We start from the raw sequence: 22,978 nt of genomic DNA on the forward strand, positions 1-22,978 counted from the left end.
GGAAAACCCGGGTGCTTCCGCGCCTGTGAGGGAGTCGTGGGTTATCCGCCGGGGACTATCCGACGTCCGGTAGCAGGGCCATCACGACGGGGACGATCCCCAGGCAGATGAAGGCCGGGAGAGCACACAGGCCCAGCGGGATGACCAGCTTCACGCCTAATTCGGCAGCATTCTTCTCAGCTCTTCGTGCCTCGGTCCGCCGCTCCTGTTCCGCTGCCGCACGGAGCAGGTCGGCCGTGGCAGCACCCGTGAGTTGGGCAAAGGAGAGGGCCTCACCGAGCCCACGCAGGGCGGGCGGGGCCGCCTGCCAGGCCCGGTGCCACTCGACGCCGAGTTCCAGGGAGCGCACGACTGGCCCCAGCCCGTGACACGGTTCGACGTCACGGGCCAAGGTGGCCAGGGCTCTGTCCACCGGCAAGCCGCAGTCGAGCAGGGTCGCCGCAAGGTCGAGCAGCAGGGGTACATCGGTGGCAGCCGGCCGGTGGGTTGCCTGGTCCCGTGCAGCGCCCACCGGGGATTTACTGGTCCTGGCCTGCCGCAGTTTCCGCGGTGCCAGCGAACACCAGGCAACTGCACCGGCCAGGAACGCTGCGACGATGACCATCATCGGGTGGCCGACATCCGACGCACCCGCCCCGGACCGGCCGGCTGTGTACTGCCGAGCAGCCGACGGCACCACACGGCGTTGGCCCACCACAGTCCGGCGCCGGCGGCCAAGCAGACGCGGCCGAGGCTCGTTCCCGTGAGCAGCGTGAAGGGATCGGCGCCCATGAGCTGTGCCAGCCCCAGCCCCAGTGCCGGCAACCACGCGAGCAGTTTCTGTGTCATGCGCGGACCTGCCAGGATCGCGTCCAGCGCGCGGCGGCGGTCCTGCTCTGCCTCCAGCTGGCTGGCCAACCGGTTGAGCAGGTCCCCGAGCGCGGCGCCTGTGGATTCCGAAAGTCGTATGCACCAGCTCAAGCGGATCCAGGCGTGCCGGTAGCGGGGGGCGGCTTGCAGGTGGCGTTCGATGCCCACGGAGGGGCCGGCCCCCGTGTCGTGCGCGATCAGCGCCGCCCGTGCAGCGTCCACGAGATCGTGCGCAGCTGCGGAGGCACCCGAGTCCGCACCCGTCCGACGCCGACGGGACAATCCGCCGTCCTGCCCCTCGATCGTGGCTGATGCCAGGCGCTCGGACCAGGTCGTTTCGAGCAGGGCCCAGGCCTCGGCCGGGTTCCGCCCGGAACACAGCAACGCGCCCATCTGCCGGATGGCCGCCACATGGGCGTCCAGGTCGTTCCCCTTTGCCTGCCGAACCCACGGCACGCCCCGCCATCCCCACCCACCGGGCATCGCACCGGCAGCGGGCCGGGTCCATCTGGCCCGCGGCCACCCGTATCCGGCAGGCATGAGCCCACCGGCCAGACCGGCAAGCAGCGCAGCCAGCAGGATCACCAGGGACATGGAATGGACCTCGCGGCCAGTACCCGGGCAAACCAACTGGCCGAGGGCCCCGGACGCATGCAGGAGTCCTCGTCCAAGCTCATGATGGGCGAGACGGCGAGGAATCCCTGGCCGTCACTCGTCAGCCGGCCCAACTCACGTGGGGTGCGCCGCCCCGCAATGCGCCCCATGTGGATCACCAGGTCCAGAGCGCTGGCGGCCTGGACGGCGAGCGCCGGCCCCGTCATGCCGGCCAACGAGGCCAGGGCAGCCAAGCGTGCGGGGACGGCATCGGCTGCACTGGCGTGTACGGTTCCACCGGCGCCATCATGTCCGGTGTTCATGGCCGTCAAGAAGTCGGCAACTTCGGCACCTCGGCATTCGCCGACAATGAGCCGGTCCGGTCGCATGCGCAGTGCCTGCCGGACCAGATCAGTCATCCCCACTGCCCCGGCCCCCTCGATGTTTCCCGTCCTGCACTGCAGGCTGACGACGTGGGGGTGGGCCGGTTCGAGTTCACGGGCATCTTCGACGATGAGCAGCCGTTCGGTGGGGGCGGCTTCGCCCAGCAGTGCGCCGAGGAGGGTGGTTTTCCCGCTGCCGGTTCCGCCACTGATCAGGAAGTTCATCCGTGCCCGGATCACGGCCCTCAACACCGGGTGCCAGGGATTGGCCGCACCCCGGGACAGGACAGCACCCAAGCCGGCTGACTTCCCGGCGCGGATCCGCACGGAGATCAGCGGGCCTCCCGCCGAGATGGGCGGCAAGACGGCGTGGATCCGGTAGGGCCCCACCACGACGTCGGCAAAGGGTTGGGCGCTGTCCAGACGCCGCCCACCGGAGGCAGCCAACCGCACCGCCAGGGTGCGCACCTGCTCGGACTCCGTGAACCGCAAGGCCGTGGGCGCCAGCCCCTCTTCACCATCCCGCCAGACCAGGCCCTCGGCATCCACCAGGACGTCTGTGGTTCCCGGCTGATCAGCGACGGGTTGCAGGGGCCCCAGCCCGTGCAGGTCCTCCTGCAATGCGCGGATCACCTGGGCAGCACTGCCGCTGCCGACGACCAGGCCGGATGCCCGGACCGCACCCGCCAGGTCTGCGCCGGTCAACGGGCCCTCTCCCGACAGCGCCCGGCGGCGGACTTCGTCCAGCACCCGCTCATCCAGTTTTCCCGCCGGAGCCCGGCCGGGACCTGCCGGCCCGTGGTCCCACCGACGGCGGCCGCTCTGGCGCGCCGCGACGTCGGTGGTGTCGGCTGGCTCTCCGGTCATGACGCGACCTGCTCGAGTCCCGCCGGGTTGGCCGCGACCGGCAGGCACCACCCCAGCAGCGGCTCCACCATTCGTCGGATCCGGGGTCGGGACAACACCGAGCCCAACCGCGCTTCCCGGGCCGCGGCTGCCACGACGGACTGTGGAGGAAGGTAGGCGAGCAGGTCCAGTCCGGTCGCAGCAGCCACCCGGGGTGCATCCACTCCTGTCGGGAGGCTTCCGGTCACCACGATCCGCCAGGGGACGCTCGTATCCGGTCCCATCGGGGTGAAGGCAGGCGATGGTCCGGGAACCGCAGCCGAGGCGACCACCAGCACCGAGTCGGCCAAAACGCCCAGGGCCTCCTCCATCCCGGCCGTCCGCCCCGCATCGACCACGACGATGTCGAAACTCCTGCGCGCCGCGGCGATGACCTCGTGCAGGGTCGACCCGGGGACCGGTTCGGCGCGGCCGCCCGACCAGGTCAGCACGCCGGTGCCCTCCAGGTGGGGCAAGATGCCGGCCAGGTGCCCGGGGGCGATCTGTCCACGGGAGCGGGCCAGGTCCTCCCACCCCACCCCGGCGGACGTCGGACGCCCCAGCGGGGCCCAGACTCCGCGGCTGTGCGGGTCGGCGTCGACCACCAGGGCCCTGAACCCGCGCCGACCGGCCGCCAAGCCGGTCAGCACGGACAGCGTGGTGGTGCCGGCACCCCCGGAGGCCCCGGTGAAGAGCGTGACGCGCCCGTGCCCGGAATGCAGCTCCCGTTCCCCGAGGTATTCACCCAACCAGGCAGATGCTTCCGGCAGGATCGCCACCCGGACCCCTGGTTCCCGGGCCGCCACCCGCCAGAGCTCGTCCCGATCTGTGGCAAAACCCACCAGGATCACCGGGATGCGTGGTCCTCCAGGGGGCGCCTCAGCGGCGATGTCCGGACCGTACAGCGCCAGCGTGCATCCCGGGGGCCAGCGCTCGGGGAGGTGGCGTTCGACCGACAGCACCACCCCGCAGGCGGCCGCGATGAGGGCGACATGGTCGGCGAGCCCATCCTCCCGGGTGACGAGCAGACAGGTGCTGGCTTCGCCCTCTCCGGACGTGGTGGCCGGCGGTGGCGGGAGGAAGGCGGGCAGATCGTTCATGTCACCACCCTCGGGCAGCCGCAGTCCCCCACCGGAATCCTGCCGCACCGTTGTGGATGACCTGCCGCATGGTCCCACCGGGCCGAGGCTGTGAGGGGTCCGCAGGCAGGCCCGCGCCTGCAAGAATGGGCGGGTGTCCGGTTACGCAGTCCTCGCCACCCATTCCACCGCCCAGGCGGCCCCCGAACAGGGGGCGGCTTCCGCCGTCGTGCAGTTGCTCGACGAGGACGGTGTGGAGCAGGGTCCGCCGGCCGTGTTGTTCCGCGACCAGCTGCCGGCGTTCGTGCGTGAGCTGGAAGCAAGCCGGCCCCGCTGGGTGTGGGATCGCACCGTTGACTGGTATCCGTCGCTGTTGGCCGCCGGGTGCACGGTGGAACGTGCGTGCGATCTGACGCTGTCCCGGACCATCCTGCGCCATTCCACCTCTGCCGCGCAGACGGACTACACGGAGGCGTTGCGGGCCGGCGGCGCCGACCGGGAGGACGCCGATCCGGCGGCCCTGCCCCCGGCCCGGGTGCCGGAAAACCAGGGGGCGCTCTTTTCCGAACCGCGGGATGAGCGGACGTCGGTGGAGGCGGTGGCCGCCGAGTTCCGTGAACAGCAAGGCGCAGTGCCGGCCACCCCGCAGGGGCGTCGGTTGCAGCTGCTGCTGGCCGCGGAGTCGGCCGGGGCCCTGGTGGCTGCCGAGATGCGCCACCACGGCATCCCGTGGCGGCCGGAGGTCCACGAGGCATTGCTGGCCGACGCCCTGGGGCCGCGCACCGCCCCGGGAACGCGCCCGGCCCGGGTGGAGGAGGTGGCCGTCGAGTTGCGCGCCGCGTTGCAGGCCCCCGGGCTGAACCCCGATTCCCCGCAGGAGCTGCTGCGCGCCCTGCACCGGGTCGGCATCGATGCCAAGAGCACCGGGCAGTGGGAGCTGCGCGAATACTCCCATCCCGCCCTGGAGGTCCTGCAGCGCTACAAGAAGCTCTCCCGGCTCCACACGGCCAACGGGTGGGCCTGGCTGGACGCCTGGGTCCACGACGGACGGTTCCGGCCCGAATATGTGGTCGGTGGCGTGGTCACCGGGCGGTGGGCCTCCCGCGGCGGCGGGGCGCTGCAGATCCCGCATACGATCCGCGACGCGGTCCGCCCGGATGCCGGGCATGTGCTCGTCGTCGCCGATGCCGCCCAGCTGGAGCCGCGCATCCTGGCGGCGCTGGGCCGTGACAACGGGTTGGCCGACGCCGCCCGCGGCCAGGACCTCTACCAGGGGATCGCCGACCAGGGTTTCGGCGGCGACCGGGCCCACGCGAAGATCGCCATGCTCGGTGCCATGTACGGTTCGACCACCGGGGAGGCAGGGCGGCTGATGCCCCAGCTGACGCGCACGTTCCCCGCGGCGATCGGGGTCCTGGAACGGGCGGCACGCATCGGTCAGGACGGCGGTGTGGTGGGCACCTGGTTGGGGCGGTGCTCTCCCGCGGCGTCGGAGCGGTGGCTCACCGGGCAGCGGGCCACCTCGGCCGAGGAGCAGCGCCGGGCCGACTCCTCCGCCAGGACGCGGGGGCGGTTCACCCGGAATTTCGTGGTCCAGGGCACCGCAGCCGAGTGGGCGTTGTGCTGGCTGGCCGACATCCGCCTGCGTCTGCGGGCCGTGAAGGCTGCGGGAGGCAACGACGGGGAACTGGTCTTCTTCCTGCACGACGAGGTGATGCTGCACGTGCCGGCCGAGGCCGCCGAACGGGTTTCGACGATGGTGCAGGAGGCGGCGGAACGGGCCGCGACGCTGATGTTCGGGCGGATCCCCGTGCAGTTCCCGGTCGGCGTCGTCACCGTCGACTCCTATGCAGACGCCAAGTAGGCCGCTTAGCTGAAGGGGTGGGGGCGGATCCGGCTCTGGTCCCAGGGACGGCTCCAGCCCAGGTCCTCGAGCAGCCGGTCCAACACGATGCCGGTGAAGCCCCAGATGATCCGGCCGTTGATGTCGAAGGCCGGCGAGCGGTGGGTGCGGCCGTTCCGGCTGACCTCGACGCGGAACCGGTGGACGGGGTCCACCAGATCGGCCACCGGTGCGCGGAAGACGGCCGCCGATTCCCCGGGATCCACGGCGAAGACCTCGCTGGGCTGGCCCCACCAGCCGATCACCGGGGTGACGACGAAGTTGGTGACGGGCAGTTCGGCCGCCGGCAGTTCGCCCAGGACCTCGACGCCGTCCGGGTCCAGCCCGGTTTCCTCCTGGGCTTCCCGCAGGGCCGCGGCCACTGCCGAGGCGTCCGTGTCATCGATGGTCCCGCCCGGGAAGGCGATCTGCCCGGCGTGCTGGCGCAGCGTTGCGGCCCGCTCGACGAAGAGCAGGTCCAGGTCGGCCGGAACGGTGGATGGCGCCGCTGCCGCATCGATGTCATCCAGGCGGCCGAACAAGACCAGGACCGCGGCACGCCGGGCGGTGGCCTGGTCCATGCCCTCGAACATCCAGGAAGCGGGCACCTTGCTGATGCCGTCGTCGCCGGCTTCCACCAGCGGGCGGTGGCGTTCGATGACCCCGAGCAGGTCGCGGCGGGCATCGAGCGTGGGGTGGGCCTGCGAACCGGTGGAGCTCATGCTCCCAGCCCGTGTCCCAGGGCGCGCAGTTCCTGTCGGGTCTTGCCCGCGCGCATCGACTCCAGCAGGTCTTCGCGCCCGGGGGCCAGTTCGTACTTGAGCAGCTTCGCGGCCTTCTGGGGGTCGGTCTCCCCCTCGCCGTAGGACGGGCACAGGGTGGCGATGGGGCAGGCACCGCAGGCGGGCTTCTTCGCGTGGCAGACCCGGCGCCCGTGGAACACCACCCGGTGCGAGAGCATGGTCCAATCGCGCTTCTCGAACAGGGCGCCGACCGCGTGTTCGACCTTCACCGGGTCGGTCTCCTCCGTCCACCCGAATCGCCGCGAGAGCCGCAGGAAGTGGGTGTCCACGGTGATCCCGGGGACGTCGAAGGCGTTGCCGAGCACGACGTTGGCCGTCTTGCGCCCCACCCCGGGCAGGGTGACCAGGTCCTGGAGCCGTGCCGGGACCACGCCGTCGTGCTCATCGACGATGGCCCGGGCCATGGACACGATGTTGTTGGCCTTGGCGCGGAAGAAGCCGGTGGAGCGGATGAGTTCCTGCACGGCTTCCAGCTCGGCTTCGGCCAGCGCCTGCGGCGTGGGGTAGGCGGCGAACAGGGCGGGGGTGATCGCGTTGACGCGCACATCGGTGGTTTGCGCCGAGAGGATGGTCGCCACGAGCAGCTCGAAGGCGTTCGTGAAGTCCAGTTCCGGAACGGCATACGGGTAGGCCTCGCCGAGCAGCCGGTTGATCTTGCGGGCCCGGCGCTTGAGCCCGATGACGGTTTCACCGCCGCGCGGGCGGGGCGTGGGGGTGCTCGGCAAGGGCACGATCAGGCCCGTTCGATCCGGCCGAGATCGCGCAACACGCCGACGGAGCCGTCGGTGTCCTGGACGAGGAACTCGTAGCCGCGGTCCTCCAGGGCCAGGATCCATTCGCCGGGTTCCAGGACGAAGGCGTTGCGGCCCGTGGCCTCGTGGACCGCGGTCCTGCGTTCGGGCACGGCGAACCAGAAGGCCTGGTGGGCCGGTCCGTCCTGGCCGGCGCTGGTGGCGGAGAAGGAGTGTTCCTCCGGTGCCGCGGCGTCCTGTCCGGAGCCCGTCGGCTCCGCACCTGCGGTGGAACCGACGCTCGGCTCCACGGTGGTTCCGAGGGTGGTTTCCGGTGCGGGGGCCTCGGCGGCGGCATCCGGGCTGGCGTCAGGGACAACTGCTGGTTCGACGACGGACGATCCCGACGCGTCCGCGGTGGACTCCGCGGTGGCCTGATCCAGGGGCTGCTCGGCCGGCTCCACCACCGGCTCCGCGGTGGGCTGTTCCGCCGATTCCTGCGTGGCCCCCGGGCGCGGCCAGGCACCCGGGGTGGGCTCCGGCGTCGTGCTGTGGGTGGCGGACAGTCCGGTGGCCACCGACGGCACCACTGGCTGGTCGGCATCCGCCGCGGGGCTGGCCACCGACGCATCGCCGGCGGTATGCGGATGGCCGGGCGCGGCGGTGTGTGCGGACGCCGGGCCGGCGGCGGGAGACGGCTCCGATGCGGCCGACTCACGCGGTGCACGTGGTGCACGCGGGGCGCTGGGGAGGATCGGACGGGTCAGCAGCGCCGCCTCGCCGGGGACGAAGTCCAACACGAAGCCCGGGATGTACGGGGCGGCAGTGGTGCCGCCGGCCATGACCAGTGCGCCGAGCAGGCCCAGCAGGAACGCGGGGTTCATCGACATGACCGAGGAGATGAAGAAGTACAGGATGCCCAGCAGCGACACCACGGAGGCCAGCTGGTCCAGGGTGAGCGAACCGGCGGTGACGTGGGTGCGGCCGGCCAGGCGCCGCCAGGCGAAGGCCACCCCGATGACCAGCGGCAGGGCCAGCGAGATGAACTGGTTGAACGCCGTCGTGTGGAACGTCCAGACATTGGCGTAGGAGCCGCCACCGACCTGGAAGGGCAGCACGGAACCGATCAGCAGCAGCAGGGCACCGCCCATCACCACGACCTCACGCAACGTAAACGGGCCGGCCAACGCCGGGGCGGTCCCCGACGGATCGGCGGAGGATGTGGCCACGATGACTCCTTTCGCCGCCACCTGCGTGGCGGGCTGCAATCTGCTTCGGCTTCCAGCCTATAGACGACAGCCCGGACACGGTGGCAGGTTCGGGCCCATTTTCGCCCCCGACCTGCCCGGAATCAACCGTTCACCGCAGAATCGGAGCGGTGAACGTCTCACATCGTGACCGAGGACACGCTGACCGGCTATCGGTTGTAGCCTGACTCACAGCACCCCTATTCCGCTCCGAAAGGATCGACATCGTGTCGGACAAGCACTCCACCCTCGACAACCTGTCCCATGAGGACCGCAGCTTCGCCCCCAGCGCCGGTTTCGCCGCGCAGGCAGTGGCGCACGAGGACCTCTACCAACGGGCGGCCGATGACCGGCTGGGTTACTGGGCCGATCGGGCCCGCGAGGTCCTGACCTGGGACACCGACTTCACGCAGACGCTGGACTGGTCCGAGGCGCCGGTGGCGAAGTGGTTCGTCGGGGGCAAGGTCAACGCCGCCTACAACGCGCTGGACCGCCACGTCGAGGCCGGCAACGGCGACCGGGTGGCCATCCACTTCGAGGGCGAGCCGGGCGACACCCGCACCTACACGTATGCGCAGCTGACCGAGGAGGTCAAGCGCGCAGCGAACGCGTTCGGCTCCCTGGGCGTCTCCAAGGGCGACCGCGTGGCCGTCTACCTGCCGATGATCCCCGAGGCAGTCATCACCATGCTGGCCTGCGCCCGCATCGGCGCCATCCACTCGGTGGTCTTCGGCGGGTTCTCCGCCGACGCGCTGCGCAGCCGCATCGACGACGCCGAGGCCAAGCTGGTCGTCACCGCGGACGGCACCTGGCGCCGCGGCAAGCCCAGCCCGCTCAAGCCAGCCGTCGACGAGGCCGTCGCCAACTGCGCCGGATCCGTGCAGAACGTCCTGGTCGTCAAGCGCAACGGCGAGGACGTCGCCTGGACCGATGGGCTGGATCTGTGGTGGGAGGACGTGGTCGCCGCCGCCGACCCCGAGCACACTGCGGAGGGCCACGACTCCGAGCACCCGCTGTTCGTGCTCTACACCTCCGGCACCACCGGCAAGCCCAAGGGCATCATCCACACCACCGGCGGCTACCTGGTGCAGAACGCCGCCACCCACCGCGACACCTTCGACCTGCACCCCGAGTCGGACGTCTTCTGGTGCACCGCCGACATCGGCTGGGTCACCGGACACAGCTACGTCACCTACGGCCCGTTGGTCAACGGCGCCACCCAGGTCATCTACGAGGGCACCCCGGACACCCCGCACCAGGGCCGCTGGTGGGAGATCGTGCAGAAGTACGGCGTCTCGATCCTCTATACCGCCCCCACGGCCATCCGCACCATGATGAAGTGGGGCCGCGACATCCCCGACGGCTATGACCTCTCCTCGCTGCGCGTGCTCGGTTCCGTCGGCGAACCCATCAACCCCGAGGCGTGGATGTGGTACCGCGACGTCATCGGCACCAATGCCGGGGCTAACGGCGAGCGCAAGGACGAGCCCACCCCCATCGTGGACACCTGGTGGCAGACCGAGACCGGCGCACACATGATCGCCCCGCTGCCCGGGGTCACCGCCACCAAACCCGGTTCGGCCCAGGTCCCGGTCCCGGGCATCACCGTGGACGTCGTCGATGAGAACGGCGCCTCGGTGGGCAACGGAGAGGGCGGCTACCTGGTCATCCGCGATCCGTGGCCGGCCATGCTGCGCGGCATCTGGGGCGACATGCAGCGCTACCAGGACACCTACTGGTCACGCTTCGAGAACATGTACTTCGCCGGTGACGGTGCCAAGAAGGACGACGACGGCGACATCTGGCTGCTGGGCCGGGTGGACGATGTCATGAACGTCTCCGGGCACCGCCTGTCCACCACCGAGATCGAATCCTCGCTGGTGGCCAGCCCGCTGGTCGCCGAGGCGGCGGTCGTCGGGGCGAAGGACGAGACCACCGGGGAGGCCGTCTACGCGTTCGTCATCCTGCAGCGCGAACCCGAGGACGGGGAGGACGTCGTGGAGATCCTGCGCGCCCATGTGGGCAAGCAGATCGGTGCCATCGCCAAGCCGCGGGGCATCTTCGTGGTCCCCGAGCTGCCCAAGACGCGTTCGGGCAAGATCATGCGCCGCCTGCTCAAGGACGTCGCCGAGGGCCGCGAGGTGGGCGACTCCACCACCCTGGCCGACGCCTCGGTGATGCAGCAGATCGCCGACTCCGTCCGCCGCTGACCCGCAGGTTCCGGCCACGCCCCGTCACACACCACGTGTGGGCGGGGCGTGGGGGTTTAATGGGGGCCATGACTGACACCGCTTCGGCACCCCGCCGCCTCCTGGTCCTCAACGGCCCCAACCTGAACCTGCTGGGCACCCGTGAACCGGCCATCTACGGCACCGCCACCCTGGACGACGTCGAGGCGCTGTGCCGCGACCGGGCCGCGGTCCACGGCGTGGACGTCGACTTCCTGCAGTCCAACCATGAGGGCGTGCTCATCGACGCGATCCACGCGGCCCGCGGGACGGCGGCCGGGATCGTCATCAACCCGGGCGCCTTCACGCACACCTCCATCGCCATCGCCGACGCGATCGCCGGGGTCGAGGTCCCCACCGTCGAGGTCCACATCTCCAACGTCCACGCCCGCGAGGCGTTCCGCCACCACTCCTACATCTCACCGGTGGCCGCAGCGGTGATCATCGGCGCCGGCATCAACGGGTACGGCTACGCCATCGACCAGCTCGCCACCCGCGGCTAGGCCCCCCATGGACCAGGGCGGCCCCGGAGCAGCTGCCCACACGGCGGCCACCTACAACCATTACGCCGGCACCTGGTTCGCCGGGCACTCGGCCGTCTATGCCGCCTGGGCGGCCCACGTCGCGGCCACACCCCGCCTGGCCGGACTCATCGCCACCCTGCCACCGGCCAAACGCCAACCCAACCTGGTCTTCGCCGCCTCCCGTTTCCTGGGCTGCCCCGACGCCGACCCGGCCACCTGGGAGGCGTTCGTGCACGAGCGCTGGCCCGCCCTCCACGCGGTGATCCTCGGGCACCGCACGCAGACCAATGAGCCACGCCGCTGCGCCACGCTGCTCCCCGCCTTCGGGCTCATTGCCGCCCGGACCGGAAAGCCACTGGCCCTCATCGAGGTCGGCCCCTCCGCCGGACTGTGCCTGCTGCCTGACCTGTACTCCTACCAGTACGACGGCGGCACCCACCTGGGCACCGGGACTCCCCTTCTCCGCTGTGCCACCACGGGCCATCCCCCGCTGCCCACTTCCCTGCCGGAAGTCGCTTCGCGGACCGGGGTCGATCTGAACCCGTTGGATGGCACCGACCCGGAAACCGCCAGGTGGCTCGAGGCACTGGTCTGGCCGGGCCAGGACGAGCGGCTGGCCACCCTGCGCGGCGCACTCGCCACCCTGTCGGCCAGCGGCACCCCGCGTCCCCGCCTCGTCGACGGCGACCTGAATGCACGCGTCGCCGAACTGGTCGCCGAGGTTCCCGCCTCGCACACCGCGGTGGTCTTCCATTCGGCGGTGTTGGCCTACCTGGAGCCCATCGAACGTGCCCGCTTCGCCGCCACGATGGCCACGCTGGACTGCAGCTGGGTCTCGAACGAGAACTTCTTCATGGACGAGGCGGGGGCAACCGTGCCCTCGGCCCACGGCGACCGGTTCACCCTGGCCCTCGATGGCCGCCCGCTGGCCTACACGGGCCAGCATGGGGCCACGCTGGACTGGATCCGCTGAGCGCACCCGCCTGCGGGTCTCAGTGGGCGGAGCAGGCCCCGGTGGACACGGCGTCGGTGTAGCCGGAGGCGTGCTCGACGACGGGGCCGACCTCCTTCAGCGAGAGCGCGTACCCGACGGGGGTGTCGCCCTTGGCCTTGGCGAAGACGACGCCGACCAGCCGGCCGGAGTCATCGAGCAGCGGACCACCCGAGTTGCCCTGCTGGACATCGGCGCCGAGCTGGTAGATCTGCAGGGCCGAGGCGTCGGCGCCGTAGATGTTCTGCACGGAGACCGTACGCAGGGACTGCACCACGGCCCCCTTGGCCTGGAAGGGCCCGCCCGCGGGGTAGCCCATGAACGTGGCCCGGTCCCCGGTGGAGAGGTCCTGGCCCACAGGGATGGGATTCAGGTCCAGGCCGTCGACGGCGAGTACCGCGAGGTCGTGGGACGCGTCGAAGTGCACCACGCGGGCCGGCAGGGCCCGGCCGTCTGGGGTGTTCACCACGGGTTCGGAGATCCCGGAGACGACGTGCGCGTTGGTCACCACGCGGTCCTGGGCGGCCACGAACCCGCTGCCGGTCTGGTTGACCCCACAGGCGAACGCCGTCCCGGTGATCTTGAGCACCGCCTGCGACCTGTTCTGCGTGGCCTCCGTCGCCGGTCCCTCCTGGGTCGGCGTCGCCTCCGGCACGGGGGCGAAGGGTTCGATGAGGTCGGGGATGCTCTGGCCCATGACCACCGAGCGTGCCTTGGCCATGGCCGCCGCGACCGGGTCGGGGGTGGCCTTGCCGATGGCCGAGATGACCTTCGACGAGGCGATCTGCTGGGAGAGGAAGGGCAGGCCCATGGTCGCTGCAGAGAAGGCGATCGCGGAGATCACCAGGGCCGCCACGGCGACGTTGACGATCCCGCCCAGCAGCCGGTCGAAGGACTTGATGACCGGGAAATTCAGCATCATGCGGATGCGGTTGCCGATCGCCACGCCGATGGCGTGACCGAGGATGACCAGGACGACGGCGGTGGCAATGACCCAGAACACGCGCCATCCGGCGCTGGAGACCCAGCCGGAGACGAAGGGGATGGCATAGAAGCTGGCCACACCGCCGGCAATGAGACCGGCCACTCCGCCCAAGGTGACGAAGAACCCCTTGCGCAGGCCGGAAACCAGGAACGCAACGAACGACAACAGCAGCAGGATGTCGAGCCAGCTGAACCCGAAAATCACCAAAAACTCCAACCCGTTGCGTCCAAGCGTGGCGGCATTCCGGTGTGCACCGGGCGCCCGCACCGCCCCCTCAGTCTACGGGCACGCCCGGACCGGATTTTGGTGCTGAGGGCTGAAAACGTGCCACTATCGTTGTGGAAGGTGTCACATCGTCTCTGACTACGGCACAATAAGACCAGCGCCAACATACTTAACAGGAGAATTCATGGACATCGAGGTACTGCGCCGGGCACCACTGTTTACGACGCTCAGCGACGAGGTCTTCTCGGCCTTGACCGAGGAACTGACCGAGGTCGATCTGTCGCGCGGGGCATCTGTGTTCCGCGAGGGTGATCAGGGAGACCAGCTCTACTTCATCGTTTCGGGCAAGATCAAGCTCGGACGTACGGCCCCCGACGGCCGCGAGAACCTGCTGGCCGTGCTCGGCCCGGGCGAGCTTTTCGGCGAGATGGCCCTGTTCGATCCGAGCCCGCGCAACGCCACGGCCACTGCGGTGTCCGAGACCCGTCTGGCCGGACTGCGCCACGAGAACCTGCGCAAGGTCCTCAAGACCTCACCCGAGGTTTCGGTGCAGCTGCTCCAGGCCCTGGCGCGCCGCCTGCGTCGCACCAACGAGTCGCTGGCCGACCTCGTTTTCTCCGACGTTCCCGGCCGCGTGGCCAAGGCCCTGCTGGACCTGGCCGACCGTTTCGGCCGTCCGGCCACCGACGGCGTCCTGGTCGCGCACGAGCTCACCCAGGAGGAGCTGGCCCAGCTGGTCGGCGCTTCCCGCGAGACCGTGAACAAGGCACTCGCTGAATTCGTCCAGCGCGGCTGGCTGCGCCTGGAAGCGCGAGCCGTCGTCATCTTGGACATCCAGCGTCTGCGCCAGCGCTCCCGCTAAGGCTGATCGGCAGTACCGGGCACGCCCGGAATGCCCAACGACCCCCGTCCCACCGGTTCCGCCACTCTGGCGGACGCCCGGCGACGGGGGTCGTTTTATGTCTTGGCTGGTGCTATCGGGAAGCAGCGGACTCAGCGGCCGCGTGCGGCGGCACCACCCTCGGAGGCGGTGCTGATGCTCACGTCGAGGTAGTAGGAGCCATCCACGGAGACCAGCTTGGGGTGGTAGGACTTCACGGGGCGGCGGTGCGAAAGGTAGGCGACACACCCGCGGGTGGTTGCCATCTTCTCGAGGATGAATTCCACCGCCGGAGTGGTGATCCGACTCAGGTCCAATCCCCGGGTGTCGTCTTGGCCGACTTCGTCCCCCAAGACGGTGCGGCTGCGATCCTCCAGCACCCCGGCTGCGGACTTCCAGCCGGCCCAGACTCCCTTGCCGCGCAGGAGGGATGCCTCCTGCTGCGGAGGCAGGGCCGCCGCGAAATAGCGAGTATCGAACCGCCGATGAGCGAAATCAGGGCTGATCCAGTGCGACAGTGGCCGCAACAGGTCGGTGCGCAGCCCGAGGCCGCGTTTGGCCAGCATGGCAGTGAATCCAATGTCCTGGCCGGCCACGTCCTCACGCACCTGCATCCATTCCTCGGTCGTGCAGTTCTCGACAATGGAGAGCTCGTCGGCCCCCGCCAGGAGGATGCCGGTCTCTTCGAACAGCTCACGCACGGCACAGACGATATGGCTCCGGGCGATGCGGTGGTCCAGGACGCCGAGGCGTTCGGCCCACCAACCGACGGACGGTCCGAACCACCCCGTGAGGTCTTCGTCTTCCGCCTCGAAGCTGCCGCCCGGGAAGGCCACCGTGCCCAGCGGGGAACCGCCGGGGCGGTATCCCAAGTACGTTTGGACGCCGTCTGGGGAGTCCCTCAGCAGGACGACGGACGAGGCCTTGCGCGCTGCCCGGGGCGCCCGGGTACCGAACGTCGTCCAGCTTTCCGCCGCCCCGGTCTGGGACGGCGGAAGCGGGAAGAGGCGGCGCAACATGCCCGTGCGGGGCAGGTCGGCTCCTTCGGGCCGGGGTCCGCCCCCGGTGCCCGAGACGGCGCCGACGCACGGGCGCGGCGAATCAGCTGAATTCGGCAATCAGTTCTACTTCCACCGCGGCGTCCAGCGGCAACGCCGCCACGCCGACAGCCGAACGGGCGTGGATGCCCGCGTCGCCAAAGACCTGGCCCAGGAGCTCCGAGGCACCATTCACCACGCCCGGCTGTCCCGTGAAGGAGGGATCGGAGGAGACAAATCCCACGACCTTCACGATGCGGGTGACGCGGTCCAGATCCCCGACCATGGACTTCACGACGGCCATGGCATTGAGCACGGCAATGGCAGCCTGTTCCTTGGCCTGGTCGGCGTCCACCTGGGCGCCGACCTTTCCGGTGACTGTGAGTTCGCCATTAATGAACGGCAGCTGCCCCGAGGTGTGCACGAGGTTGCCGGTAATCACTGCCGGCACATAGGCAGCGACGGGCTTGGCCACCTGTGGCAGCGACAACCCGAGGTCGGCCAATCGCTGTTCGACGGCTGATGAAGGCTGGTTTTCCACCATTTCCAGGGTCCTTTCCTGCTACTGCTTGGGACGCTTGAGGTAGGCCACCGGAGCATTCCCATCGGGCCCGGAGATGACGGTGACGAGCTCCCAGCCGTCGTCTCCCCACTGGTCCAGGATCTGCTTCGTGGCATGGATTATGAGCGGTAAAGTCGCGTACTCCCATTTCGTCATACCGGATACGTTAGCCGCTCCGGCTAAACTGGTCGGCATGGCGTCTCGAAAGTCCCCCTTCTTTAACACCGCAACCACCCTCGGCAAGATCGTGGCCTTCTTCGGGGTCAGCGCGCTTTGCGGCGTCCTGGCCGCTGGAATGCTGATCCCTGCCGCGTCTGTGGCCGGTTCCTCCGCCGCGATCGGGATGGATTTCTTCGATGCGCTGCCGGCGGAGTTGAAGCAGGAACCGCTCTCCCAACCCTCCAAGGTGGTGGCCAAGGACGGAACCCAGCTGGCGACCTTCTATGCCGAGAACCGGACGCCTGTCCCGATCGACAAGATCTCCAAGGACATGCAGAACGCAATCGTCTCCATCGAGGATGAGCGCTTCTACAAGCACAACGGCGTGGACCTCCGCGGTATTGCGCGCGCTGCCGCCCACAACCTCACCAGCTCCTCACAGCAGGGTGCCTCGACGTTGACCCAGCAGTACGTCAACAACGTGCTCATCAATTCCGCTTTCCTCAAGGGCGCTGACAAGTCCGACATCACCTACTCGGGCACGAAGAACATGGCCGACAAGCTGCGCGAGGCCAAGCTGGCGATCTCGGTGGAGAAGGAATTCACCAAGAAGGAGATCCTGCAGGGGTACCTGAACCTCGTGTTGTTCTCCGGGACCACCTATGGTGTCGAGGCGGCAGCGCAGCGTTACTTCTCGGTCCACGCCAAGGACCTGAACGTCCAGCAGTCGGCCATGCTCGCCGGCATGGTCCAACGACCTAACACCTTCGACCCGATCAAGAACCCGGAGCTGACGCTCAAGCGGCGCAACACCGTCTTGGCCGCCATGCTCAAGACGAAGTCGATTAGCCAGGCCCAGTACGACAAGGCAGTGAAAACCAAACTCGGCCTGAAGGTCAAGAACCTGAAGTCCGGGTGCGTCGCCGCGAGCACGGCCAACTACTTCTGCGACTACGTCGCCCACGCGATCTTGAAGGATCCCGCCTACGGCAAGACCCAGGCCGAGCGGGAAAACCTCCTATACCGCGGCGGACTGACCATCAAGACCACGCTGGATCCCCGCCTGCAGAAGCAAGCGGAGAAGCAGACGCCGAAGATCATTCCGGCTGACGACTCCTCGAACATGGGCTCGGCCATCGTCACCGTCGAACCCGGGACCGGCAACATCCTGGCCATGGCGCAGAACAAGAAGTACGGCTCCGAGCCGGACAACAACGCATACACCACCTACAACTTCAACGTGGCCCGCGACATGGGCGGGACCAACGGCTTCCAGGGCGGTTCGACGATGAAGCCCTACACGGCCATCGCCTGGCTGGAGGACGGCCGGAAGATGTCGGATATCGTGGACGCGGGCGCCCGCAACTACGGTGGCCCGAACTACCACTGGAAGACCTCCTGCTCGCCCAAGGGATACGTGACGGTGGGCAACCCTGGTTACAACCCCAAGAACTTCGACAAGGGCTTCTACAAGCGCATGACGGTCGACAAGGGCTTGTACTGGTCCATCAACACGGCCACGGTCAAGGAAGCCTCCGAACTGGATCTGTGCAAGATCGCCGACGTCACCAAACGCGCGGGCCTGCTCGATGCCAGCACCGGGAAGCCCATGTCCGGGCTCAACCCATCCTTCGTCCTCGGCTCGGAGCCGATCACCCCGCTGGCCCAGGCCACGGCGTTTGCGACCTTCGCCAACAAGGGCGAGTACTGCGAGAACCGCGCACTGGAATCCGTGACCGACTCCGCAGGCAACTCCTACAAGGTCCCGGCCGTCTCGTGTGAGCAAGTCATCGAGCCGGGAGTTATCGACCAACTGAACGGCACCTTGACGAAGATCGCCGGCCAGCGCGTGGCCAAGGGCAGCATCAGCCAGCCGATCGGTGGCAAGACCGGCACCACCAACGGGGCCTCGTCCACCTGGTTCGTCGGCTACACCACCGGCATGGCCACTGCGGCCTGGACCGGACGGTTCGATGGCAATGCGAACATCTTCAATGTGCCCGTCAATGGCAAGAGCTATGCCAACCCGGATTCCTCCACGTTCGCTTCGCCGCTGTGGATGAACTACATGAAGAACGTCATCGACTACTACCCGGCCGAAAGCCTGGGCAAGGCAAAGTCGTCTTCTGATTCGAGTGGTTCCACCTCCGGTGACGGCTCGACGAACGACAACGGCAATAATGGTGGCAACGGACAGTAACGGCACCATCTAAGGAGAGCACCGCGCCCATGGCCGACACTCGGGAAATCATGCAGTCCATCAAACGAGCCGCCCCCGTGGTGGGGGCGGGTGCCGGGGCCTTGGCGGCCCTCGGTGGCGTCGCCGTGGGGTACGGCATGATGGAACGCAATGCGTTCACCATCCGCCACGAAACGGTGCCGATCCTGCCTCCGGGGTTTGCCGACATGCGGGTGCTCCACCTCTCGGACATCCACATGGTCCCGGGGCAGCAAGCGAAGAAACACTGGCTGGAATCGTTGGCGGACCTACGCCCCGACCTGGTCGTGAACACCGGCGACAACCTCAGCCACCGCCAGGCCGTCCCGGAACTGTTGGAGGCGCTCCGCCCACTGATGGACTTCCCGGGTGTCTTCGTCCCGGGCTCGAATTGCTACTACTCCCCCCGTTTCAAGAACCCGCTGCGCTACCTGACAGGCCGCCGGGGAAAGTCAGGAGATCTTGCCCAACGCGAGCTGCCGTGGCGGGATATGCATGCCGCCTTCGGTGCCGCCGGATGGGTCAACCTGACCAACCGGGCCATTTCCACTACCCACCACGGCCTGCGACTGGACTTCTCGGGCGTGGACGATCCCCATCTGAACCTCGATCAGTTCGCCGGCTGGCCGGCCGGATCATCCACGGGACAGGAAGCCCCGAATCTGCGGATCGGGGTGGCCCATGCCCCCTACCAGCGGGTGCTGGACGAGTTCACGGGCACGGGAGCCGACATCATCTTCGCCGGGCACACCCATGGCGGACAGATCTGCATTCCGGGGTACGGAGCCCTCGTCACCAACTGTGACCTTCCGGCCTGGCGTGCACGCGGTCTCACCGATTGGGAATATGCAGGCAGGACCTCGCCCCTGCAGGTCTCTGCCGGAATCGGGACCTCACGATTCGCCCCCGTGCGCATCGCCTGCCCGCCCGAGGCTGTCGTCGTCACCCTCACCAGCCGGAGTTGAAATCAGCCCCCACGGGGCGATTGGTGGATCCCAACCGGTAGCTGTAGCCTATGTTTTGATTGCTTGAGGCAAACACAACAGAATGAGGACGCCCGCCGTGGTGCAACACCAAAGCAGCCAGAATGAACCCGGTGCACCGGCGTCGTTCCGTGAAACACTGGCCCGGCTGGGTCCTCAGATCCGGCCCTTTGCCCCGCGCCTCATCGCCGGTTTCCTCTGCGCGCTGGGGGCCGGCGTCGTTGCGCTGACCATCCCCCAGGTACTGCGCACGATGGTCAATTCGGTGCTCCACGTCGGGGGGTCCACGAACGACGTGTGGATCAGTGCCGCCATCGTCGCCCTGCTGGGCCTGGCCGAAGCGGTCCTCGTGTTCTTCCGGCGGGTCTTCGTCATCACGCCCGCGGCACGGATCGAGACCGACTTGCGGATCCGGCTGTACCGCCACCTGCAGCGCCTGCCGGTCGCATTCCATGACAAGTGGGGGTCGGGGCAGCTGCTGTCCCGTTCCATGGCCGACTTGGGATTGGTCCGCCGCTGGCTGGCCTTCGGCTCGATCATGCTCATCGTCTCCACGGTGACCGTCGTGGTCGGATTGTGGTTCATGTTCACCAGCAGCTGGCTGCTGGGGTTGATCTACCTGGTCGGCGCGATACCCATCACGATCAGGGCCTTCTACTTCCGCAACGTCTTCCGTGCCGCGAGCCGACTCAGCCAGGACCAGGCCGGGGACCTGGCGACGAATGTCGAGGAATCGGTACACGGCATCCGGGTCATCAAGGCCTTCGGACGCGGGGGCCAGGCACTGGAAGGCTTCGGGATCCGCGCCCGCCAATTGCGCGATACCGAAATCAAGAAGGCCCGTTCCCTCTCCGGATTCCTCATGCTCGTGGTCTCGGTTCCCGAAATCACCCTGGGCGCCGGTCTCATCGTCGGGGTATGGCTTACCGCCCAGGGCCAACTGACCGTCGGCGATCTGGTGGCTTTCTTCGCCACGGCAGCCGTGTTGGCCGGCCCCGTCGAGGGCATCGGCATGCTGCTCGGGATGACCCTGACGACGAAGACCGCGCTGGACCGGCATTTCGACGTCATGGACACCGAGAACACCATCGACTCCCCCGCATCCCCGGAATCACCGGCACGCCCCGAGGGGCGCCTGAGCCTGCGAAATGTGTCCTTTGCCTTCCCCGATAGCCGCCCCGGGGCCCTGCCTGTGTTGGCCGGCGTCGACCTGGAGGTCGAACCGGGTGAGACCATGGCCCTGGTCGGCGTCACCGGAAGCGGCAAGTCGACCCTGCTGCAGCTGGTACCCCGGCTCTACGACGTCACCGGGGGTGCAGTCGTCATCGACGGCATCGACATCCGCCAGCTGGACCTGGACGCCCTGCGCAGCACCGTTTCGGTGGCCTTCGAGGACACCACGCTGTTCTCGTCATCCATCGCGGACAACGTCCTGCTCGGCGCCAACCTCCCGCCCGGCCAGGACCCGCTGGAAGCCCTGGACGAAGCGCTCGAGGTGGCTCAGGCAGGCTTTGCCCGCGAGCTGGAAGACGGCGTGGACACCGTCATCGGCGAGGAGGGGCTCTCGCTCTCCGGCGGCCAGCGCCAGCGCATCGCCCTGGCCCGTGCCATCGCGGCCAGGCCGCGGGTCCTGGTCCTGGACGACCCGCTCTCGGCCTTGGATGTGAAGACCGAGGAGGCGGTGACCGAGCGACTTCGATCGGTGCTGGCAGGCACCACCACGTTGCTGGTGGCGCACCGTCCCTCGACTGTCATGCTCGCCGACCGGGTCGCCCTGTTGCGTGCCGGACGCATCGACGACGTCGGCACACACACCGAACTGTTGGCCCGCAATGCCCACTACCGCCACGTCATCGCCAGCCTGGACGAACCGCCCACTGTGGAGGACGTCCTTCAATCCGACTCCGGACGGGGGAACCCAGCATGAGCGACACACGCGGAGTTGGCGACGAAGACCAGATCCTGCTCAACCGTGAGGACAGGACCCGGGTCAGGGCACGCTCGTGGCGCCTGCTCGGGCAGCTAGCTTCCCCGTTGAAGCCCATGCTGGCCCTCACCGTCGTGCTGGTCGTCATCTCGAACCTGGCCCGCGCCTCGTTCCCGGTCATCATCGCCTGGGCCATCGATTGGGCGCTGCCCCAACTGGTGGGCGGCAATGCCATGCCGTTCACCATCACCGGGACCGCCTACCTGGTCTCGGCAGTCCTGGCCGGGGTCCTGTTGGGCTGGTACAACCTCTGCACGGCGAAGGTCAGCCAGGCGATGTTGTTGACCTTGCGCATGCGGGTCTTCCGCCACACCCAGCTGCTCAGCCTGGAATTCCACGAGAAGTACACGTCTGGCCGGATCATCTCCCGTCAGACCTCGGACCTGGAAACCCTCCGAGAGCTCCTGGACCAGGGCATATCGCAGCTGGTCTCCGGCATCGTGTTCATCATCTTCACCGCGGCCAGCATCTTCCTCATGGATTGGCGCTCGGGACTCGTGGTGCTCTGCGCCGCGGTCCCGATCTGGTTTGTCTTCCGCTGGTACCAGAAGCGGTCCGAGACCGTCTTCCGGGAATCACGGGTGGTCTCTGCACGCCTGATCACCTCCTTCGTCGAGACCATGACGGGTATCCGTGCGGTGAAGGCGTTCCGACGGGAACGGGACAACGACACCAGCTACGGAGCCGTCGCCAACGACTACCGCGACAACTCCATCCGGTCCATCAACCTCTTCGGCGTGCTGCAACCGGCACTGGTGCTCATCGGCAACATGACAGTGGCCGCGCTGCTGCTGTTCGGCGGATTCCGGGTTCTGGACGACACCTTGGAAGTCGGCATCCTCGTGGCCCTGCTGTTGGCCGGCAAACGGGTCTTCCAGCCGGTGGACCAGATCGCCATGTTCTACAGCTCCCTTCAGGCAGCCACCGCCGCGTTGGAGAAGGTCTCCGGGCTCCTCGAGGAGGAACCCACGGTCATCGAGCCAACCCAACCGGTGGCCTTGGAACGCCCGGCGGGGCACATCCAGTTCCGCGACGCGGTGTTCGGGTACGGGGACGGTCCGGTCGTCATGGACCGCTTCGATCTGGACATCCCCGCCGGCCAGACCGTTGCAGTGGTCGGCCAGACCGGCGCCGGAAAATCGACGTTGGCGAAGCTGATTGCCCGCTTCTACGACCTCTCGCAAGGATCCCTGGCCCTGGATGGCATCGAGTTGCGGGACCTGGCGAACGAGGACCTGCGCCGCGCGGTGGTCATGGTGACCCAGGAGGCGTTCCTGTTCTCCGGAAGCGTCGCCGAGAACATCGCACTGGGTAAACCCGGGGCCTCCCCCGATGAGATCGTCCTGGCGGCTCGGGCCGTCGGCGCCGATGAATTCATCCGGTCGCTGCCGGACGGCTACGACACGGATGTGAACAAGCGCGGAGGGCGCGTCTCCGCCGGCCAGCGTCAGCTCATCTCCTTCGCCCGGGCCTTCCTGGCCGATCCGGCGGTGCTCATCCTGGACGAGGCCACTTCATCCCTGGACATCCCCAGCGAACGACTGGTCCAGCGCGGCCTGCAGACGCTCCTCGGCCAGCGCACCGCGTTGATCATCGCGCACCGGCTCTCGACGGTGGAGATCGCCGACCGGGTACTGGTGGTGCACGATGGCCGCATCGTCGAGGACGGCAGCCCGGCCGAGCTGAAGGAAGCCGGTGGGCGGTTCGCGGCGCTCCATGCAGCGTGGCAGCAGAGCCTGACCTGAG

20 protein-coding genes are annotated in these 22,978 nt (G+C 68.4%); 9 read left to right on the plus strand and 11 right to left on the minus strand.

Annotated features, from left to right (window positions below):
• Window positions 1–55: 55 nt before the first annotated feature.
• From ABD088_RS04190 to ssd, 4 genes are read right to left on the minus strand one after another with little or no spacing between them, the layout of a single operon-like run.
• On the minus strand, window positions 56–607 hold the full coding sequence (locus ABD088_RS04190; RefSeq protein WP_343900277.1) for a type II secretion system F family protein: 552 nt from the start codon (window positions 605–607) through the stop codon (window positions 56–58).
• Complete coding sequence (locus ABD088_RS04195) at window positions 604–1,443, minus strand: type II secretion system F family protein (protein WP_343900278.1); 840 nt, start codon at window positions 1,441–1,443, stop codon at window positions 604–606. The genes ABD088_RS04190 and ABD088_RS04195 overlap by 4 nt, the downstream gene beginning before the upstream one ends.
• Window positions 1,431–2,693: a TadA family conjugal transfer-associated ATPase gene (locus ABD088_RS04200; protein ID WP_343900279.1), complete on the minus strand. Its 1,263-nt coding sequence runs from the start codon at window positions 2,691–2,693 to the stop codon at window positions 1,431–1,433. Before ABD088_RS04200 ends, ABD088_RS04195 begins: the two co-directional genes overlap by 13 nt.
• The gene (gene ssd / locus ABD088_RS04205; RefSeq protein WP_343900281.1) at window positions 2,690–3,811 is read right to left on the minus strand and encodes a septum site-determining protein Ssd; all 1,122 of its coding nucleotides are present in this window, start codon (window positions 3,809–3,811) and stop codon (window positions 2,690–2,692) included. The genes ABD088_RS04200 and ssd overlap by 4 nt, the downstream gene beginning before the upstream one ends.
• Window positions 3,812–3,944: 133 nt before the next feature.
• On the opposite strand from ssd, the gene ABD088_RS04210 reads away from it, so the two are divergent.
• Window positions 3,945–5,654, plus strand: a complete 1,710-nt coding sequence (locus tag ABD088_RS04210) for a bifunctional 3'-5' exonuclease/DNA polymerase (RefSeq protein ID WP_343900282.1) — start codon at window positions 3,945–3,947, stop codon at window positions 5,652–5,654.
• A gap of 5 nt (window positions 5,655–5,659) precedes the next feature.
• On the opposite strand, the gene ABD088_RS04215 is transcribed toward ABD088_RS04210, so the two are convergent.
• The 3 genes from ABD088_RS04215 to ABD088_RS04225 are packed head-to-tail and all read right to left on the minus strand — an operon-like array spanning window position 5,660 to window position 8,435.
• A complete protein-coding gene (locus tag ABD088_RS04215) occupies window positions 5,660–6,394 on the minus strand; it encodes an NUDIX hydrolase (RefSeq protein WP_343900284.1) in 735 nt (244 codons plus the stop codon).
• Entirely contained in the window at window positions 6,391–7,206 is an 816-nt protein-coding gene (nth, locus tag ABD088_RS04220) for an endonuclease III (RefSeq protein ID WP_372710282.1), read from the minus strand. The genes ABD088_RS04215 and nth overlap by 4 nt, the downstream gene beginning before the upstream one ends.
• Before the next feature lie 2 nt (window positions 7,207–7,208).
• Entirely contained in the window at window positions 7,209–8,435 is a 1,227-nt protein-coding gene (locus ABD088_RS04225; protein WP_343900286.1) for a hypothetical protein, read from the minus strand.
• A 245-nt stretch (window positions 8,436–8,680) separates the two neighbouring features.
• Here ABD088_RS04225 and acs point away from each other — a divergent pair, with 245 nt between their 5' ends.
• From acs to ABD088_RS04240, 3 genes are read left to right on the plus strand one after another with little or no spacing between them, the layout of a single operon-like run.
• A complete protein-coding gene (gene acs, locus ABD088_RS04230) occupies window positions 8,681–10,663 on the plus strand; it encodes an acetate--CoA ligase (protein WP_343900287.1) in 1,983 nt (660 codons plus the stop codon).
• Window positions 10,664–10,722: 59 nt separating this feature from the next.
• The gene (gene aroQ / locus ABD088_RS04235; RefSeq protein ID WP_343900289.1) at window positions 10,723–11,184 is read left to right on the plus strand and encodes a type II 3-dehydroquinate dehydratase; all 462 of its coding nucleotides are present in this window, start codon (window positions 10,723–10,725) and stop codon (window positions 11,182–11,184) included.
• Window positions 11,185–11,191: 7 nt separating this feature from the next.
• Window positions 11,192–12,178: a DUF2332 domain-containing protein gene (locus ABD088_RS04240; RefSeq protein ID WP_343900291.1), complete on the plus strand. Its 987-nt coding sequence runs from the start codon at window positions 11,192–11,194 to the stop codon at window positions 12,176–12,178.
• A 19-nt stretch (window positions 12,179–12,197) separates the two neighbouring features.
• On the opposite strand, the gene ABD088_RS04245 is transcribed toward ABD088_RS04240, so the two are convergent.
• Window positions 12,198–13,385, minus strand: coding sequence for a MarP family serine protease (locus ABD088_RS04245; RefSeq protein WP_372710279.1), 1,188 nt, complete (start codon window positions 13,383–13,385; stop codon window positions 12,198–12,200).
• Between the two features lie 205 nt (window positions 13,386–13,590).
• Between ABD088_RS04245 and ABD088_RS04250 the strand changes: the two genes are divergently transcribed.
• A complete protein-coding gene (locus ABD088_RS04250) occupies window positions 13,591–14,268 on the plus strand; it encodes a Crp/Fnr family transcriptional regulator (RefSeq protein WP_343900293.1) in 678 nt (225 codons plus the stop codon).
• A gap of 131 nt (window positions 14,269–14,399) precedes the next feature.
• On the opposite strand, the gene ABD088_RS04255 is transcribed toward ABD088_RS04250, so the two are convergent.
• The 3 genes from ABD088_RS04255 to sp36 all read right to left on the minus strand — a co-directional run bounded on the left by ABD088_RS04255 (window position 14,400) and on the right by sp36 (window position 16,041).
• Complete coding sequence (locus ABD088_RS04255; protein WP_372710428.1) at window positions 14,400–15,305, minus strand: NUDIX hydrolase; 906 nt, start codon at window positions 15,303–15,305, stop codon at window positions 14,400–14,402.
• An 82-nt stretch (window positions 15,306–15,387) separates the two neighbouring features.
• Window positions 15,388–15,867, minus strand: coding sequence for a RidA family protein (locus ABD088_RS04260; protein ID WP_343900296.1), 480 nt, complete (start codon window positions 15,865–15,867; stop codon window positions 15,388–15,390).
• A gap of 18 nt (window positions 15,868–15,885) precedes the next feature.
• On the minus strand, window positions 15,886–16,041 hold the full coding sequence (gene sp36 / locus ABD088_RS04265; RefSeq protein ID WP_343900297.1) for a Sp36 family protein: 156 nt from the start codon (window positions 16,039–16,041) through the stop codon (window positions 15,886–15,888).
• Window positions 16,042–16,078: 37 nt separating this feature from the next.
• Here sp36 and ABD088_RS04270 point away from each other — a divergent pair, with 37 nt between their 5' ends.
• The 4 genes from ABD088_RS04270 (at window position 16,079) to ABD088_RS04285 (ending at window position 22,977) form a co-directional block, all read left to right on the plus strand.
• Window positions 16,079–18,244, plus strand: coding sequence for a transglycosylase domain-containing protein (locus ABD088_RS04270; protein ID WP_343900298.1), 2,166 nt, complete (start codon window positions 16,079–16,081; stop codon window positions 18,242–18,244).
• 29 nt (window positions 18,245–18,273) lie between these two features.
• Window positions 18,274–19,227: a metallophosphoesterase gene (locus ABD088_RS04275; RefSeq protein WP_343900300.1), complete on the plus strand. Its 954-nt coding sequence runs from the start codon at window positions 18,274–18,276 to the stop codon at window positions 19,225–19,227.
• 82 nt (window positions 19,228–19,309) lie between these two features.
• Entirely contained in the window at window positions 19,310–21,172 is a 1,863-nt protein-coding gene (locus ABD088_RS04280) for an ABC transporter ATP-binding protein (protein ID WP_372710276.1), read from the plus strand.
• Window positions 21,169–22,977 carry an ABC transporter ATP-binding protein gene (locus tag ABD088_RS04285; protein ID WP_343900301.1) on the plus strand — a complete coding sequence of 603 codons (1,809 nt, stop codon included), beginning with the start codon at window positions 21,169–21,171 and terminating at the stop codon, window positions 22,975–22,977. Before ABD088_RS04280 ends, ABD088_RS04285 begins: the two co-directional genes overlap by 4 nt.
• The last annotated feature ends 1 nt before the right edge of the window (window position 22,978 follow it).

The sequence above is a fragment of the Arthrobacter rhombi genome, assembly GCF_039526245.1.
Lineage (GTDB): Bacteria > Actinomycetota > Actinomycetes > Actinomycetales > Micrococcaceae > Arthrobacter_H > Arthrobacter_H rhombi.

Excerpts from the sequence above, each read along its gene's own strand:
- ABD088_RS04190 (WP_343900277.1), bottom strand. The coding sequence starts at position 607 with ATGATGGTCATCGTCGCAGCGTTCCTGGCCGGTGCAGTTGCCTGGTGT.
- ABD088_RS04195 (WP_343900278.1), bottom strand. The coding sequence starts at position 1,443 with ATGTCCCTGGTGATCCTGCTGGCTGCGCTGCTTGCCGGTCTGGCCGGT.
- ABD088_RS04200 (WP_343900279.1), bottom strand. The coding sequence starts at position 2,693 with ATGACCGGAGAGCCAGCCGACACCACCGACGTCGCGGCGCGCCAGAGC.
- ssd (WP_343900281.1), bottom strand. The coding sequence starts at position 3,811 with ATGAACGATCTGCCCGCCTTCCTCCCGCCACCGCCGGCCACCACGTCC.
- ABD088_RS04215 (WP_343900284.1), bottom strand. The coding sequence starts at position 6,394 with ATGAGCTCCACCGGTTCGCAGGCCCACCCCACGCTCGATGCCCGCCGC.
- aroQ (WP_343900289.1), top strand. The coding sequence starts at position 10,723 with ATGGGGGCCATGACTGACACCGCTTCGGCACCCCGCCGCCTCCTGGTC.
- ABD088_RS04240 (WP_343900291.1), top strand. The coding sequence starts at position 11,192 with ATGGACCAGGGCGGCCCCGGAGCAGCTGCCCACACGGCGGCCACCTAC.
- ABD088_RS04250 (WP_343900293.1), top strand. The coding sequence starts at position 13,591 with ATGGACATCGAGGTACTGCGCCGGGCACCACTGTTTACGACGCTCAGC.
- ABD088_RS04255 (WP_372710428.1), bottom strand. The coding sequence starts at position 15,305 with ATGTTGCGCCGCCTCTTCCCGCTTCCGCCGTCCCAGACCGGGGCGGCG.
- ABD088_RS04260 (WP_343900296.1), bottom strand. The coding sequence starts at position 15,867 with ATGGTGGAAAACCAGCCTTCATCAGCCGTCGAACAGCGATTGGCCGAC.
- sp36 (WP_343900297.1), bottom strand. The coding sequence starts at position 16,041 with ATGACGAAATGGGAGTACGCGACTTTACCGCTCATAATCCATGCCACG.
- ABD088_RS04270 (WP_343900298.1), top strand. The coding sequence starts at position 16,079 with ATGGCGTCTCGAAAGTCCCCCTTCTTTAACACCGCAACCACCCTCGGC.
- ABD088_RS04275 (WP_343900300.1), top strand. The coding sequence starts at position 18,274 with ATGGCCGACACTCGGGAAATCATGCAGTCCATCAAACGAGCCGCCCCC.
- ABD088_RS04280 (WP_372710276.1), top strand. The coding sequence starts at position 19,310 with ATGAGGACGCCCGCCGTGGTGCAACACCAAAGCAGCCAGAATGAACCC.
- ABD088_RS04285 (WP_343900301.1), top strand. The coding sequence starts at position 21,169 with ATGAGCGACACACGCGGAGTTGGCGACGAAGACCAGATCCTGCTCAAC.